Below are 11,956 nucleotides of genomic sequence, written 5' to 3' on the forward strand. Positions count from 1 at the left end.
GGCTTTCAACTGGCGAGCAGCGTTGGCTTGAAATGCCTCGCCACGAAAGCATCGATCGGCCCGGTCAACGCATCGGCTTCCTGTTTGATCTTTTCATCGTCCCAGTCCCACCAGCGGATCGCCAGCATCTTGGTGATGGTTTCTTCAGGGAAGCGATGGCGGATGATGCTGGCGGGATTGCCGCCGACTACCGTATACGGCGGAACGTCTTTTGTAACAGTCGCCTGCGCCGCTACAACGCCACCATGGCCGATATTCACCCCAGGCAGAACCAGTGCTCTTCGGCCGACCCAGACATCGTTACCGATCTTTATGCCGCGCCTGCCGCTGCGATCCATCGGCGAGGGCTTGCCCATCATGTTCGAGTGGACGAAGGAAGTCGTCGCGCAGTCTGTTGGATGGTTTCCACTGCATAGGAACATGACCTCGGCAGCAATTGAGCAAAAGGAGCCAATCTCAATCGGGGATCCTGGCCCGCATCCATGGAACTTCAGACCGTCGTCTATGCCATAGGTCCAGCGGCCTATTATAGCGCTCTTGGGGATTGGATGGCGTCTATTGCGCCACCACATAGAAAACTTCGACATACTGTGCCCCTACTTAAACCTTCCGCAACGGCCGGTATGCGCCGCAAGCTTCGACCCTGCAAGAGCGCGCTTGACGATTTCTGGCAGCTTTGTGGATAGCAGGCTCGTAGAGAGTTGGTCGCATATTGCGTCCCTCACGCCCAGGCGCGCTGGTTCGCTGAGATTTCGTTGGTGTCTCTCGGCGGGCCCAACGACTTAGGGCTTCCTTCGGGGCAAGCCGGCTATTGCTTTCGTCGGCCCACGCTCATCGTCAGGGGCGGCGTCGGCTCCACAGGGGAGTAGGGTGCTGATCGGCCGTGTTGCCTGACATCACCTTTTAAACCCTGCGCAGCTTTGATCAAGGCCTTGCGGCTGTTACCGTGTTTTAGGATCAACTCCCAGACCAGGTCCGCAGTCAAACCGTTCTCCGAAGCGAAACATTCGACCTGATGGTCGTGAATAGCATCATGCCAGGGCTTATAGCCGCCCATTTGGGCCTCCGCTCTAGGCGCCGCATGGCAAAGATAAGCGCTCATGCTAATATCGGGGCAACATGCGAACGAAGGAGCGCATGGCCGAACGATGACGAACAAGCCGGCCACAACCTACGTCGTCAGCATCTTCGAGAAGCCGCACTGGCGGACCGTGCTGACCACCAAGGACAAGGAAAAGGCCTTGGCGACGGCGAACGAGATCGGCGACAAGGTGCGGGTCGAGGAGATCACGCCGAAGGTGAAGAAGCGCTAGAGCAACAGGATATAGGCGCCAAGGCCGCCGATCAGAAGCGAAGCGGCCATGCCGAGCATATCCCGCTGCCGACGCCAGACGACGCTGGCGATCATCGCAACCGTGATAGCCGCGCGCGACAGCGAGATCCGTAGTCCATGAAGATCCGTACAGGCGCCGCGAACGTTCTGGCGCCCTCGGATGGACAGTCTTCGCGCGCACGATCCGCCGAAGGCCATGCGACCAACCGTCTATGCTGTCGGGACACCTGTGAAACGGCGTGCAAAATTGACCCCATAATGGAGTGGGCCCCTCGGGCCGGACAGTGTCAGGCCGCTGATTTGACCGTTTGCCGGGTGTGTTGATCCTCGAATTGCATTGGACTGAGATAGCCGAGTGCTGAGTGAAGCCGTCGACGGTTGTAGACCTCGTCAATGAAATGCGGAAGGTGTTCGATGACATCGGCGAACGTCTCGAAGGCCATTGGATAGACGGCCTCGACTTTGAGCGTCTTCATGAAGCTTTCCGCCTTTGCATTGTCGTAGGGATTGCCGCGCCGGCCCATGGAACCGACCAGGCCGTGGGCGGCAAGGTGATCGCGATAGGCTGTCGCGGCATATTGTGATCCGCGATCGGAATGATGCACGCAGCCGGGTGGCGGTTTGCGTCCTTCGACTGCGGCGGTCAAAGCCGCCAGCGTCAGCCGCGCGTCGATCGAGCGGCTGATGGCGTATCCGACAACCCGCCGCGACCAGGCATCCAGGACAACGGCAACATAGGCAAAGCCGCCGACGACGGTGACGTATGTGATGTCGGCCACCCAGAGTTGGTTCGGCCCATCGCAGATGATGTCCCGGGCGAGGTTCGGGAAGATCGGCTGATTGTGATCGCTATCCGTGGTCACCGTGTAGCGCTGGCGCATTCTCGGCTGAAGGTCATGCTCGCGCATCAGGCGGCGGATCTTCTTGTGATTGACGATCATGCCTTTTTGCCGAAGAGCGGCGCGGACACGGCGCCAGCCATAGTGCTCGAACTCGTCACAGATCGCTGCGATCGCTTCGACGATCGCGGTGTCGTCGGCCGTCTTCTCCGGACGGTCGTAGTAGGTCGAACGCGAGAGGCCCATCAGCCGGCATCCTTCGGCGACGGAGAGACCATGGGACCGGTGGTCGCGGATGTAGGCCCGTTTCTCTGCCGCGGTCCCGCATGCAGAGCCCCCTTTAGAAACTCCAGTTCCAGAGCCTGTTTTCCGACGAGCCGTTCGAGCGCGGCAATGCGCGCCTCATAAGCCTGGAGAAGATCAGCAGCTGCGGCATCCTCATCGAGAGCGCCCGCCTGAAACTTCTCGACCCATATCCGGATCAGATTGCGTGAGATGTCGTGTCGCTTCGAGAGGGCATGCAGGGTCTCGCCGCCGAAATACTCCTGCGAAACCTGCCGCTTGAACTCGACGCTGTGGGTTCGGTGCTTTGCCATGGGCCTTCATCCTCTGAAAGCCCGGCTGCCCGGTCAATTACCGAAAACCATCCTGTCCGGCCCGAGGGGCCCACTCCAATCGAGGGTCAGTTTTGGAAGCCGTTTGACACGTTGGCCTTGAACAGGCGATCAACGAGCGCAACGAGGCTTCCGACGCAGAGCGCTCGGCCCTGAACGCCGTCTGCGACTATCGCTGCACGACCATGGAAGAGTGCCGCGTCAAGGCCGCTTTCCTACTGGAATTCGCGACCGGTCGATATGGCGACCTCCAGTCCGAAGATATCGACGCGCTGCTCTGGTCGTTCCTGCCGGTCGAGGCATTGGAAGCCGCGGTTAAGGCTTCGGAAGGCGGTGCTGCATGAGCCGCCTTATCGACCACCGGGACATGACAGCCGCGCAAATCGTGGATTGCTGCATTCAGGCAACGGCAATCATGTATCTCTGCGAAACAGCCGCTTGGAGCATCCAGAACGGCGGCGAAGCCAATGCCTACACGTTTGCCGAAACGGCGGGCAGCATTAAAGGCGCTCTCGCCGCAGCTCGGGAACTGCTCGCACCAGTGCTCGATGCCCTCGAAAGCCATGAGGGTCTTCAGCACTGATCAATTGCCCTTTGGACACTTGATGCCCGCTGCCTCACGGCAGCGGGCCAATCTTCGTTAAGCGGCCGATTCAGCGCGTGGCCGGCGATAACTCAGACGCCGAGCGCACGCTGGCACTTGAGAAAACCACGAAGGCGAAAAGCAGCACCGCAGCTGCCACGATCAGCGAGCCGACAGCGACGACCGGCTCAAGAGCGGTATTGCCTTGCAGCATCAAATACAGCGCTGGCAACATCACCACCAAGCCGACGTTGTAGAGGCCGTAGTGGACCATTGCGAGTTTCCGCTCTGCCTTTGCCGGGTTAAGGGCGCAGTAGCCGCCGAAGATTGCGCTTGTGACCCATCCGAGCAGATTGATGTGCGCATGCGCCGGAAAGGCGCTGTGGTCGCCCGAAATCGCCATTTGCAAGCCGGCGCAAATGCCCAGAATGAGCCAAACGACGGCCGTCTTAAAGAACAGATCCGAAACCTTCGGCATGACAGTTGCTCCCCTGAATGCCGATTCTAACGCGGCGATATTAGGGTTTCCTAAAAAGGCGATAGAATCAAGATCAAAGCCATCCACACAGGCGCCGCCTCACAGTGGCGGGCTTTCGCTTTGCAGGGGCTATCATCGGGATCAGCGGGCGCTTCATCCTGAAGGGCGATCGCTTCGCCGACTTCGCCGACTATCGAGTCGCGAAGAGCGTTGCGCCGTTGAAGTCCCTAAAGTAATAGCTCTCCAGCGAACAAGGGACCAATCAGCCAATGACCGACGATACTGACACCAGCGCGGCCGAACTCATCGAGCTAACCGCAGATATTGTCTCCGCCTACGTAAGCAAGAACCCCGTGCCGGCTACTGGCCTGCCGGACCTAATTGCATCCGTTCACTCGTCGCTGTCGGGTCTCGGCGGGCCGGGGGTGCCTTCTGTCGTAGCGCCCACCCCTGCGGTCAATCCGAAGAAGTCGGTGTTCCCCGATTACATCGTAAGCCTGGAAGATGGTCGCAAATTCAAGTCGATGAAGCGCCATCTCGGCTTGCTGGGCATGACTCCCGATCAATACCGCGCCAAATGGGGATTGGCCCGTGACTATCCCATGGTAGCGCCGAACTATGCCGCAGCTCGGTCGGCACTGGCGAAAGCAAGTGGCCTTGGCCGTAAAGCCACGCCGATCAAAAACGCGCCTGCGAAGCGAAAAGCCAAAGTGTAGTCCGCCACCACCTGACGCAATGTCAAGACTCAGCTATATCTGGAGTGCGGCGGACCTGAAGAGGACCGTCTGGCCGGCGCCATTCAGGCAACCCTCTCCTGGACGGCGCCGGCCTTTTTAAGCCCAGGGCTTAGCGGGAAGCACTTATTTGGCTGACGGCGTGACCCTCTCGATCCCACGCAACCTTTGCGTCTCCGATACCGTTGTTGTTACTGGCGGCAGGCTGCCGGGGTTTACGTGGGATTGGCCGGCTTGCCGTCGCCGACCGCCCGGTAGGATCAGCAGCTAAACCAATCCGGCCCAAAAAATGACCGACGCGGCCGCCGGTGAAAGCATTGCCTATAAAACCGCGCCGGTCACTGCGGCTTCTTGGTCGCCGCATGCGGGAGCTAGGGCGCGCCAGAAGGCCGACAATTGCCTCCGCGCCTTTGGTTAAAGTCGTACAATCGAATCCTATTGAACCCCACTGCCGACGGGATATATTTCGATCGTCAATTGGTTACGTGAGGGCTACCATCATGGACCAGAGCGATACAGGCGAGCACGTCTCGGCCTTCGAATTCGATATAGTGCGCGAAGCCTTCAGGAAGTCGGTTCGCGAGCTAAATCTGACGGAAGAGCACTGGGCGGCGCATGCCAAATCGCTCTTTCAGGACTTCACGGGCCGCGAGCCGGACGAAACCATGATCAACCATATTATCGGGCGCTAAGGTCACCCCCCTTCAATATCCGCGCCCCTCGCAACAGCGATGACCAACTGTGAGCGCCAAGTATTGCGATAAGCTCCCGGGCTTGCGTTTCGGTAATACCCGCCTCAGCGACCAATCGCTTAACGATAAAATCGCTCGGTTTGGCGCGCGCTTCGTCCCGTTCGTCGGCCATCAGCCACATTCCCCTGGACGGCCTAAAACGAACTTATCGGGCGGCCCCGCACCGGCCACTGCGGTGGGGGCTCGGGTCCTCCCCGCCTAATTGATTTATCCCTACACAAGCCAGCTCGCAATTAAGCCTGTTGGCCTAGCGAGCCGCAGGCGGCCGCGCCGGCCCCTGTCCCATTCCATCGGATGAACGGTGCATCGTCGCCGGTGATGTTACAGTCTTCAACAGCGCTTCGTGCGTCCGTTGGAGCGTGCGGGCAAGAATACGCCTACACTATCGCCCGGCGAAGAACTCGGCTTAAGCGTCCGACGCGTATCTCAGAATTTGTAGTTAATTCTGGCGACGACAGTGTTCTCGGTCTCGCGAGCGCTGAGCACGTTGGCCGGAATCAGGCTGCTCGCGCCATCTTTCGAGCCGAAATCGTAATAGTTCCATTCAACGCCAGCGGTCCAATGGTCGGTGAAAGCATATTCAGCGCCGAGGCCTGCCGTCCAGCCGACCCTTGCCCCGCCACCAAACGACTGCGGAAAATCGGTCTCCGCGAATTTGTATTTCGTGAAGGCAACACCGGCATCGCCGTAGATCAGGAAACGGTCAACCGCGTAGCCAAGGCGTCCGCGCACCGAACCCAGATAGTCCTGCTTGGTCTCGCAGGTTGTGCCTGCGGTGGTCGAACATTGGTCGTCGCCCTTGACAGTCGAGCCTGCGAAGTCACCCTCGATGCCAATAACGAATTGGTTGATCTGATAATTGTAGCCGATCTGGCCGCCGTACACGACTCCCGACCCGTTTGTATTAAAGGGAACGAAGCCCGGAACGCTTACTGGCGACCAACGGCTGTTATTCCATGCGCCTCCAACTTGAGCACCGACATAGAAGCCGGTCCATGAGTATGGCATTGCGGCCACCGGCTCAACGAGGTCGGCCGCCAAGACTGGCGAAGATGCTGCCAGGAACGCAGCGCAACAGATGAGAGCGAGTTTCAATGCCGTCGTCTCCAATGACCAGGTACAGCTTTGCCCATTTTCTAGCCGAGAGTCTGCGCTACTTTTGCAACAAGTTGGAATTATTATCGAACTAACGATCGAACGCCGGCTTCCAGTCGCGGTTCCGCTCCCGCTGCTGGCCCTCGTAGTCAGGAATGCATGTGAAGAACACCGGGCGCCGATCGCGGCCCGCGGCCTTGCAGTGCGAGCAGACGAACAGTCCGACAAGATCCTCATGCATCGAGCCATGGCCAGGTCCGAGGCGGCCTATGAGCGCTTGTATGTCGAGTTTGGTCGATCTGCAGCACATGGGATGGCTGCAGTTGACGTGGACGCTTTCGCGCGCGGCAAGGGTATCGGCGAGAGTCTTGAGAGGCATGGCGATCTCCGTTGGAGGGTCGCCGCAACGAAGGATTATATTCCTAATTATATACTTGACGTACCAAGGAATAAAATCCTATGATTCAGGCCGGCACATGCTCTGCAATCATTTGCAATAGGGAGCGATGAATTTTTCCAAAGCGTCGAGCGTCTGCGAGACGACCTTGGACATATTCGCCAGTGTTGGGATAACAGGCTCGTACTCGAAAACCGTTCCCTTTTGGAAGGCTATCTGTGCGGAGACTTTGAGATCCTTCTGAGCGGCGATTGGCGACTTGGATGCGATCATTACAAATGGGCTTTCAGAATCCCCGCCAAAGGTGCCGTCGGAAATATAAACTCCCATGGAACTCGCCCGTTCGACCCCGACCGTTGCGATAGAGACTATGGGCAGGAAGTCGTTATGCTTGTTGTCATTGGAGAGCCCAGTGACGGCCCAGAGAGGGAGATTCGCGTCCCTACGAGGATCAATGTCTTTCGCGATGAATTTTGCGGCGTCGGGGAAGGCCTTCTCTATCGCGACGTAGTGTCGGGAAGCTACAAGGTTTTCCCCCGTTCCAACAAAGGGGAAGTGAAGTTTCCTTGCGGGTCCGACACACCGAACAGCGGCGTTTATCCAATAGTCGAGGGCCTCCCTGAGATTGTTGACCGCATCCCCCATGATGGCGCCAAAATGCTCTGGGATTGGCTCTTTGGGCCGAAAGGCCAGTGCAAACGAATCTGGCTTAGCGAGAAGAAAATTGCTGTAATGGGGGCCATTCGTGACCTCATACAAATCTCTGGGCAGCACGGCTGTATCGCGGATAAGCGCATCAATGTGGCTATTGGCCCGTTTGACCTTTAAGCGAGTGCCCTTCATGACATTGGACAGTTTCATGCCAGAATCTCCAAAAGACAAAGACCAGGAAAAGGGCGACGAGGTTTTGCGCCGCCTGTTGAAGACCCCTCCCGATCCGAAGACCGGGAAGGGCAAGAAGCCCGTAGCGCCGGACGGCTCTACGAGCAGCGGCGAAGCGCCAGCAAATTATTCGGCTCAACGCCATCAGGCTCGGTCTTGAGATATTTCCTGCCGTTGGCACGCTGAGCGACAACGATCCAAACGGACTTGCCATCCGGGGAGACTGTCCACAGCTTGTAGGCGCCGCTGTCGATCCCGGTAATCAGGTAATCGAGCGGTTGATACCATCCGCCGCCGTCAGGGCCACCTAGGTCTTGTATACGTCGGTCTGCATCGTTGTTAACAGGTGTATGGCAGGTGACTTGGTGAGTGCTGGTCATGCGTATTTTTCCTGTGTGATGCCACAGGAAGGCTTGACGGAATCACCGGTGAGTCTAGTTTGGTGTTCGTTCTCATGTGCCTAGCCGTCCTGTGGCTTGGTTGCATTAACGGCGGTGATTCGGGAAAATCACCGCCGTTTGCATTCGGACAGATAGAGAACACCGCTAGCAAGCCCTAATGTTTGCCATACCCGGTTTTCACAGGGTCTTTTTCTTTCGCCTCAACAGAAATTTGCGTGCCTTTTGCTTAGGCGTGACCGGCTTCACCAATCCGCCGATAGGTCAGACGCTTGTCGCGGGCCATGCGAAGTAGATCGACGGCGCGTTCTGCATCGGAGATTTTCAGAGCGGTGCGGCGATTGTAGCGGAAATCGAACTCGGCCAAGTAGCGGTGCAAATGAGCCTCGCCGCAATGCTGGTAGACGCCAACCATGCCACGCTTGAACACTGAGAACACGTTCTCAATCGTGTTGGTGTGGACGGTGCGGTCGGCTTCGTAGCGCACATATTCGCCACCAGTGTGCTTGACCGTCGCATGGTCCGCGAACTCCTGCCCGGTGATCGGGTAGAAATTGCTTTCGTCGGTCATGAGCGTCGATTTGCGGTCGGCATTGCGGACCAGCACATCGCGGACAGATGCCTTGGTGGCGCGCTCGACGTGGAACATGCGAGCTCTGCCGCCGCGCTCGACAAGGCCAACAATGGAGCGCTTGGACGAATTGGAAGGCTTGCCGCGAATGGTGCGCTTTTCTTGATGGTGTCTTTCGGCCCAAAATAGGTTTCGTCGGCTTCAACGGTCTTGCCTTCGCCGCCAAGCGGGCCGCTCGACTTCACGTCTTCCTTCATGGCTTCGCGGATGCGGTGCGCCATGAACCATGCGGTCTTGTAGGTGACGCCAAGCATGCGGTGCAACTGATGCGCGGACATACCTTTCTTTGACGAGGCGTAGAGATGCGAAGCCAGCACCCACTTATGCAGGCCGATCTTGGAGCGCTCAAAGACGGTGCCGACCGTGACCGAGAACGGCGCACGGCATTCGTTGCACTTGTAGACTCCGGGGCGCGTGGACTTGCCCGCCAGCTTCGTAATGCGTTCAGGATTGGCATTGCCGCAATGAGGGCAGAACGGACCATGAGGCCAATGGATAGCCTCCAAATGCTCGCGGGCCTTGTCGGCGTCGTGGTAAATGGCGTTTGTCAGATCGAACATTGCGGTAACTCCTTGGATTCGTTATCGCAAAATCCTCATGGTACGTCAAGTATATAATTAGGATTATATTCCTCATTCCATTTATCTTGCCACAGGCTGTGGGTTGCATGATGCTTACCCAAAGGAAGGCGAAGGGGCTTGGGGCGCATGTTCGGCTGGTCAAAGGCGGAAAAAGAGGAGGAAGAGCTACGCAAAACGCTTGAGCAGGCCAACAAGCTTGACGCTCAGGCAGCAGAACAAGCTCGGGCATGTCCCCCGATGATCACGATCGAACGCTATGCGGCAGGCGAGTTTTTGGTTTATGACAATCGGCACCATCCAAAGCTCGCGCAATGGCCGTCACAACTTAGCGTTCTTGAGGGGAAGCTTCACGAGATCCCTCGGCGGCTGATTGTGGGCATGGAATACTTCTCGCATGGAAGGGGCCCAAGCATCGCATCATACAGCGATGATTCACCCCATAAGTACGTAGCGGGGCGTCCCCGGCGGGGATATCGATCTATCTGGCTGGCTCACCAAGTGACGATGATGGCATTGTAGTCCGGTGCCCCGCACTATTGCAGATGAAACGCTTGAGCGAATCTTGCATGTATGGAAACATGGGAACGCTGCGAATGTCACAACCAAAAATGGAGTGACCCGTGCGTTCACGATTAACCCGGCTGCCAGGCACAGGACGCCTCGATCGGAATAGGAGCCTCGCCAGCGCGCGTTCTTGCCGGCCGCTCTCCTACACCGCCGAAGCTTCCCTCGTGTGTCGTCCTGGCGCCCGCCTGAGCCGGCCCGCGCCCCTTTAATTGTGGTTATCCAACAGGAGAAACGGCGCAACGTATCTGGCGGACCGAGGGCCTGAAACAGGTGTTCATCCCCGCGGCAACGGTTCGCCATCTGCGCTGGAAACAGGAATGGCTGCGGCGGAACGGCGGCGGGACGCCCGAAACCGCACTTGCCATCGCCCGCGATGAAGCCGCATTTGCCGGGCGCATCGAACTTCATTCGCGTCAACAGGCAACACGGAAGGCGGTGCGGTCGTGAGCGCGCTTGCCGCCTTTCAGACCCGTCCGGTGGCGGGCTTTGCATTTGGCGGTGGGGACTAACGGGATTAGCGGTACTAACTCGCACACGACGGTGTTGTCGAACGAAACGGGCTGTCAGATTTCCAGCGTCGCTATCGGCGAGTTTCTGAGAATGGCCAAATCCCAGGACCCTATCAAGCACCGAGAGGCACAACGCCGTTACCGCGAAGCAAATCGCGACAAGATCAAGGAGCATAATCGCAGCGCTGCCAACAGAGAGCAGAGGCGTCTACGACGAGCTAAGGACCCTGAAAAAGAAGCCCAATTGCGCCGAAAGTACCGGCTTAGGCGCTTGGCCAAGGTAAAAATATACAGCAAGGCCTACCGGCTGGCCCATCGAGAAGAAATAGCCGCTTACAACAAAAAGTACTCCACAGAACACCATGACGAGGCCCTAACCTACCAGAGGACTTGTAGGGCGGCGAACTACGACCGAGTATTGGTCTGGCAGCGCCGATCAGAGGCCAAAGCCAAATCGATCAATGCGATTCGCCATAACCCGGAGGATGTATATCGGGTGGTCAGCCGTGCCGTCAGTTCTGCGCTGCCGCGGTTCATGCGTGACGACGTCATAAACTCGATGCTCCTGGCCGTACTGGAAGGCAAGCTGCTGCTGGAGCACGTTGGCGCCCGCATGAAAGAATACGTCACCGGCTACAACCGAGAGTACGACACCTTCAAAACGCTCTCCCTGGATGCACCATGGGCGGCACTGACCTACGCAGGATCGACCTGCTCGAGGCGCCAGCGCCATATGAGCCTGAAGAGGACGAGGAGGAAGACCCCGATATCGTGATGCTCAAGGGTGGCCGGCTCTGGCTGTAGCTAACGGTGGTGGCCCGCCAGCCGAAGCCAGCGGGCGAAGCCGTTTGGGTATATGCGGATCGCAGGAGATCGCCGCCGACTACTGCGGTTGCTTTTCGTTCTCGGCGGCGCGGAAACCCGACGCGGTTGCATCAGACTCGCAGATATAGGCGCCCTTTTTTGTGTTCCCGTAGTTCCTGCTTCCGGCGAAGTGGAAAATCTTCGACTTCAGGTTGACCCAAACCACTATGCCGGCCGGGCAACGAGCCTTCGCCTGCCCCTCGGTCGCGAACTGGTTGGCACCAGTCGGCGTGGCGGTCGCGGCCGGAGCCGGCGCATTCTTAGGCCGAGCTGTGGTGGTGGTCGGTGCCGTTGTTGTGGTTGGCGCGGGTTTCGCAGGCGTCACGGTCGAAGTTGTGTTCTGGGTCGGGGGAATCACTTCGGTTCCGGCGCGGCAGGCTGCGACGAAATCCTTCTTGGTTTCGCCAGATCCTTTGATCGCGTCTTTGTTGGCTGCGTACTCGGCATCGCAGGCCTTTGCCGTTTTTACGTTCCCTGTGGTGGCCGCACTGTTGGTCGACGCCGGGGCCGCTTTCTTGGTGGGAGCAGCGGTTGTAGCCGGTGCTATGCCGGTAGGGATGACCTCAGTGCCCGCGCGGCACGCTGCTATAAAATCCGCTTTCTTCTCACCCGAGGCCTGAATGGCGGGTTTGTTGGCAGCATATTCGGCATTGCATTCCTTGGCGGTCTTGGTGGCAGCCATGCCTGCACTCGGCGCAA

18 protein-coding genes and 1 pseudogene are annotated in these 11,956 nt (G+C 58.3%); 7 read left to right on the forward strand and 12 right to left on the reverse strand.

Annotated elements, in window-relative coordinates; all coding sequences use genetic code 11:
- Nucleotides 1-5 precede the first annotated feature (5 nt).
- Together DBIPINDM_RS41810 and DBIPINDM_RS41815 are read right to left on the reverse strand one after the other, a co-directional pair.
- On the reverse strand, nucleotides 6-587 hold the full coding sequence (locus DBIPINDM_RS41810; RefSeq protein WP_258589795.1) for a CatB-related O-acetyltransferase: 582 nt from the start codon (nucleotides 585-587) through the stop codon (nucleotides 6-8).
- Between the two features lie 221 nt (nucleotides 588-808).
- Nucleotides 809-1,057, reverse strand: a complete 249-nt coding sequence (locus DBIPINDM_RS41815; RefSeq protein ID WP_258589796.1) for a hypothetical protein — start codon at nucleotides 1,055-1,057, stop codon at nucleotides 809-811.
- A gap of 91 nt (nucleotides 1,058-1,148) precedes the next feature.
- Between DBIPINDM_RS41815 and DBIPINDM_RS41820 the strand changes: the two genes are divergently transcribed.
- A complete protein-coding gene (locus DBIPINDM_RS41820) occupies nucleotides 1,149-1,313 on the forward strand; it encodes a hypothetical protein (RefSeq protein WP_258589797.1) in 165 nt (54 codons plus the stop codon).
- Here DBIPINDM_RS41820 and DBIPINDM_RS41825 read toward each other — a convergent pair.
- The 3 genes from DBIPINDM_RS41825 to DBIPINDM_RS41835 all read right to left on the reverse strand — a co-directional run bounded on the left by DBIPINDM_RS41825 (nucleotide 1,310) and on the right by DBIPINDM_RS41835 (nucleotide 2,768).
- Nucleotides 1,310-1,531 carry a hypothetical protein gene (locus tag DBIPINDM_RS41825; protein ID WP_258589798.1) on the reverse strand — a complete coding sequence of 74 codons (222 nt, stop codon included), beginning with the start codon at nucleotides 1,529-1,531 and terminating at the stop codon, nucleotides 1,310-1,312. The two genes, DBIPINDM_RS41820 and DBIPINDM_RS41825, sit on opposite strands and share 4 nt — an antisense overlap.
- Nucleotides 1,532-1,620: 89 nt before the next feature.
- The gene (locus tag DBIPINDM_RS41830) at nucleotides 1,621-2,469 is read right to left on the reverse strand and encodes an IS3 family transposase (RefSeq protein WP_258589462.1); all 849 of its coding nucleotides are present in this window, start codon (nucleotides 2,467-2,469) and stop codon (nucleotides 1,621-1,623) included.
- On the reverse strand, nucleotides 2,418-2,768 hold the full coding sequence (locus DBIPINDM_RS41835; RefSeq protein WP_258584610.1) for a transposase: 351 nt from the start codon (nucleotides 2,766-2,768) through the stop codon (nucleotides 2,418-2,420). Before DBIPINDM_RS41835 ends, DBIPINDM_RS41830 begins: the two co-directional genes overlap by 52 nt.
- A 203-nt stretch (nucleotides 2,769-2,971) precedes the next feature.
- Between DBIPINDM_RS41835 and DBIPINDM_RS41840 the strand changes: the two genes are divergently transcribed.
- Together DBIPINDM_RS41840 and DBIPINDM_RS41845 are read left to right on the forward strand one after the other, a co-directional pair.
- Nucleotides 2,972-3,130 carry a hypothetical protein gene (locus DBIPINDM_RS41840; RefSeq protein ID WP_258589799.1) on the forward strand — a complete coding sequence of 53 codons (159 nt, stop codon included), beginning with the start codon at nucleotides 2,972-2,974 and terminating at the stop codon, nucleotides 3,128-3,130.
- The gene (locus DBIPINDM_RS41845; RefSeq protein WP_258589800.1) at nucleotides 3,127-3,369 is read left to right on the forward strand and encodes a hypothetical protein; all 243 of its coding nucleotides are present in this window, start codon (nucleotides 3,127-3,129) and stop codon (nucleotides 3,367-3,369) included. Before DBIPINDM_RS41840 ends, DBIPINDM_RS41845 begins: the two co-directional genes overlap by 4 nt.
- Before the next feature lie 70 nt (nucleotides 3,370-3,439).
- On the opposite strand, the gene DBIPINDM_RS41850 is transcribed toward DBIPINDM_RS41845, so the two are convergent.
- The gene (locus tag DBIPINDM_RS41850) at nucleotides 3,440-3,847 is read right to left on the reverse strand and encodes a cbb3-type cytochrome c oxidase subunit I (RefSeq protein ID WP_258589801.1); all 408 of its coding nucleotides are present in this window, start codon (nucleotides 3,845-3,847) and stop codon (nucleotides 3,440-3,442) included.
- 269 nt (nucleotides 3,848-4,116) lie between these two features.
- Between DBIPINDM_RS41850 and DBIPINDM_RS41855 the strand changes: the two genes are divergently transcribed.
- Both DBIPINDM_RS41855 and DBIPINDM_RS41860 read left to right on the forward strand, forming a co-directional pair.
- The gene (locus tag DBIPINDM_RS41855; protein WP_258589802.1) at nucleotides 4,117-4,563 is read left to right on the forward strand and encodes a MucR family transcriptional regulator; all 447 of its coding nucleotides are present in this window, start codon (nucleotides 4,117-4,119) and stop codon (nucleotides 4,561-4,563) included.
- Nucleotides 4,564-5,081: 518 nt separating this feature from the next.
- Nucleotides 5,082-5,273, forward strand: coding sequence for a hypothetical protein (locus DBIPINDM_RS41860; RefSeq protein WP_258589803.1), 192 nt, complete (start codon nucleotides 5,082-5,084; stop codon nucleotides 5,271-5,273).
- A 486-nt stretch (nucleotides 5,274-5,759) separates the two neighbouring features.
- Here the strand turns inward: DBIPINDM_RS41860 and DBIPINDM_RS41865 are convergent, their stop codons facing one another.
- The 5 genes and pseudogenes from DBIPINDM_RS41865 to DBIPINDM_RS41885 all read right to left on the reverse strand — a co-directional run bounded on the left by DBIPINDM_RS41865 (nucleotide 5,760) and on the right by DBIPINDM_RS41885 (nucleotide 9,296).
- On the reverse strand, nucleotides 5,760-6,428 hold the full coding sequence (locus tag DBIPINDM_RS41865; protein ID WP_258589804.1) for an outer membrane protein: 669 nt from the start codon (nucleotides 6,426-6,428) through the stop codon (nucleotides 5,760-5,762).
- Between the two features lie 91 nt (nucleotides 6,429-6,519).
- Nucleotides 6,520-6,807 carry a hypothetical protein gene (locus DBIPINDM_RS41870; protein WP_258589805.1) on the reverse strand — a complete coding sequence of 96 codons (288 nt, stop codon included), beginning with the start codon at nucleotides 6,805-6,807 and terminating at the stop codon, nucleotides 6,520-6,522.
- Between the two features lie 108 nt (nucleotides 6,808-6,915).
- Complete coding sequence (locus DBIPINDM_RS41875; RefSeq protein ID WP_258589806.1) at nucleotides 6,916-7,686, reverse strand: hypothetical protein; 771 nt, start codon at nucleotides 7,684-7,686, stop codon at nucleotides 6,916-6,918.
- A 119-nt stretch (nucleotides 7,687-7,805) separates the two neighbouring features.
- The gene (locus DBIPINDM_RS41880; RefSeq protein WP_258589807.1) at nucleotides 7,806-8,087 is read right to left on the reverse strand and encodes a DUF3892 domain-containing protein; all 282 of its coding nucleotides are present in this window, start codon (nucleotides 8,085-8,087) and stop codon (nucleotides 7,806-7,808) included.
- A 247-nt stretch (nucleotides 8,088-8,334) separates the two neighbouring features.
- Nucleotides 8,335-9,296 (reverse strand): annotated as a pseudogene (locus DBIPINDM_RS41885) (IS1595 family transposase).
- A gap of 147 nt (nucleotides 9,297-9,443) precedes the next feature.
- Here DBIPINDM_RS41885 and DBIPINDM_RS41890 point away from each other — a divergent pair.
- Together DBIPINDM_RS41890 and DBIPINDM_RS41895 are read left to right on the forward strand one after the other, a co-directional pair.
- Nucleotides 9,444-9,836 carry a hypothetical protein gene (locus DBIPINDM_RS41890; RefSeq protein WP_258589808.1) on the forward strand — a complete coding sequence of 131 codons (393 nt, stop codon included), beginning with the start codon at nucleotides 9,444-9,446 and terminating at the stop codon, nucleotides 9,834-9,836.
- Nucleotides 9,837-10,484: 648 nt separating this feature from the next.
- Nucleotides 10,485-11,168, forward strand: a complete 684-nt coding sequence (locus DBIPINDM_RS41895; protein ID WP_258589809.1) for a hypothetical protein — start codon at nucleotides 10,485-10,487, stop codon at nucleotides 11,166-11,168.
- A gap of 108 nt (nucleotides 11,169-11,276) precedes the next feature.
- Here DBIPINDM_RS41895 and DBIPINDM_RS41900 read toward each other — a convergent pair whose 3' ends face one another.
- Nucleotides 11,277-11,939, reverse strand: a complete 663-nt coding sequence (locus DBIPINDM_RS41900; RefSeq protein ID WP_258589810.1) for a hypothetical protein — start codon at nucleotides 11,937-11,939, stop codon at nucleotides 11,277-11,279.
- Nucleotides 11,940-11,956 lie beyond the last annotated feature (17 nt).

Origin of the sequence: Mesorhizobium sp. AR02 (genome assembly GCF_024746835.1) — a bacterium.
Taxonomy (GTDB): Bacteria; Pseudomonadota; Alphaproteobacteria; order Rhizobiales; family Rhizobiaceae; genus Mesorhizobium.

Coding starts and splice junctions, on each gene's coding strand:
- DBIPINDM_RS41880 (WP_258589807.1), bottom strand. CDS start 8,087: ATGACCAGCACTCACCAAGTCACCTGCCATACACCTGTTAACAACGAT.
- DBIPINDM_RS41850 (WP_258589801.1), bottom strand. CDS start 3,847: ATGCCGAAGGTTTCGGATCTGTTCTTTAAGACGGCCGTCGTTTGGCTC.
- DBIPINDM_RS41895 (WP_258589809.1), top strand. CDS start 10,485: ATGGCCAAATCCCAGGACCCTATCAAGCACCGAGAGGCACAACGCCGT.
- DBIPINDM_RS41845 (WP_258589800.1), top strand. CDS start 3,127: ATGAGCCGCCTTATCGACCACCGGGACATGACAGCCGCGCAAATCGTG.
- DBIPINDM_RS41870 (WP_258589805.1), bottom strand. CDS start 6,807: ATGCCTCTCAAGACTCTCGCCGATACCCTTGCCGCGCGCGAAAGCGTC.
- DBIPINDM_RS41825 (WP_258589798.1), bottom strand. CDS start 1,531: ATGGCCTTCGGCGGATCGTGCGCGCGAAGACTGTCCATCCGAGGGCGC.
- DBIPINDM_RS41820 (WP_258589797.1), top strand. CDS start 1,149: ATGACGAACAAGCCGGCCACAACCTACGTCGTCAGCATCTTCGAGAAG.
- DBIPINDM_RS41815 (WP_258589796.1), bottom strand. CDS start 1,057: ATGGGCGGCTATAAGCCCTGGCATGATGCTATTCACGACCATCAGGTC.
- DBIPINDM_RS41860 (WP_258589803.1), top strand. CDS start 5,082: ATGGACCAGAGCGATACAGGCGAGCACGTCTCGGCCTTCGAATTCGAT.
- DBIPINDM_RS41890 (WP_258589808.1), top strand. CDS start 9,444: ATGTTCGGCTGGTCAAAGGCGGAAAAAGAGGAGGAAGAGCTACGCAAA.
- DBIPINDM_RS41875 (WP_258589806.1), bottom strand. CDS start 7,686: ATGAAACTGTCCAATGTCATGAAGGGCACTCGCTTAAAGGTCAAACGG.
- DBIPINDM_RS41900 (WP_258589810.1), bottom strand. CDS start 11,939: ATGGCTGCCACCAAGACCGCCAAGGAATGCAATGCCGAATATGCTGCC.
- DBIPINDM_RS41840 (WP_258589799.1), top strand. CDS start 2,972: ATGGAAGAGTGCCGCGTCAAGGCCGCTTTCCTACTGGAATTCGCGACC.
- DBIPINDM_RS41855 (WP_258589802.1), top strand. CDS start 4,117: ATGACCGACGATACTGACACCAGCGCGGCCGAACTCATCGAGCTAACC.
- DBIPINDM_RS41810 (WP_258589795.1), bottom strand. CDS start 587: ATGTCGAAGTTTTCTATGTGGTGGCGCAATAGACGCCATCCAATCCCC.
- DBIPINDM_RS41835 (WP_258584610.1), bottom strand. CDS start 2,768: ATGGCAAAGCACCGAACCCACAGCGTCGAGTTCAAGCGGCAGGTTTCG.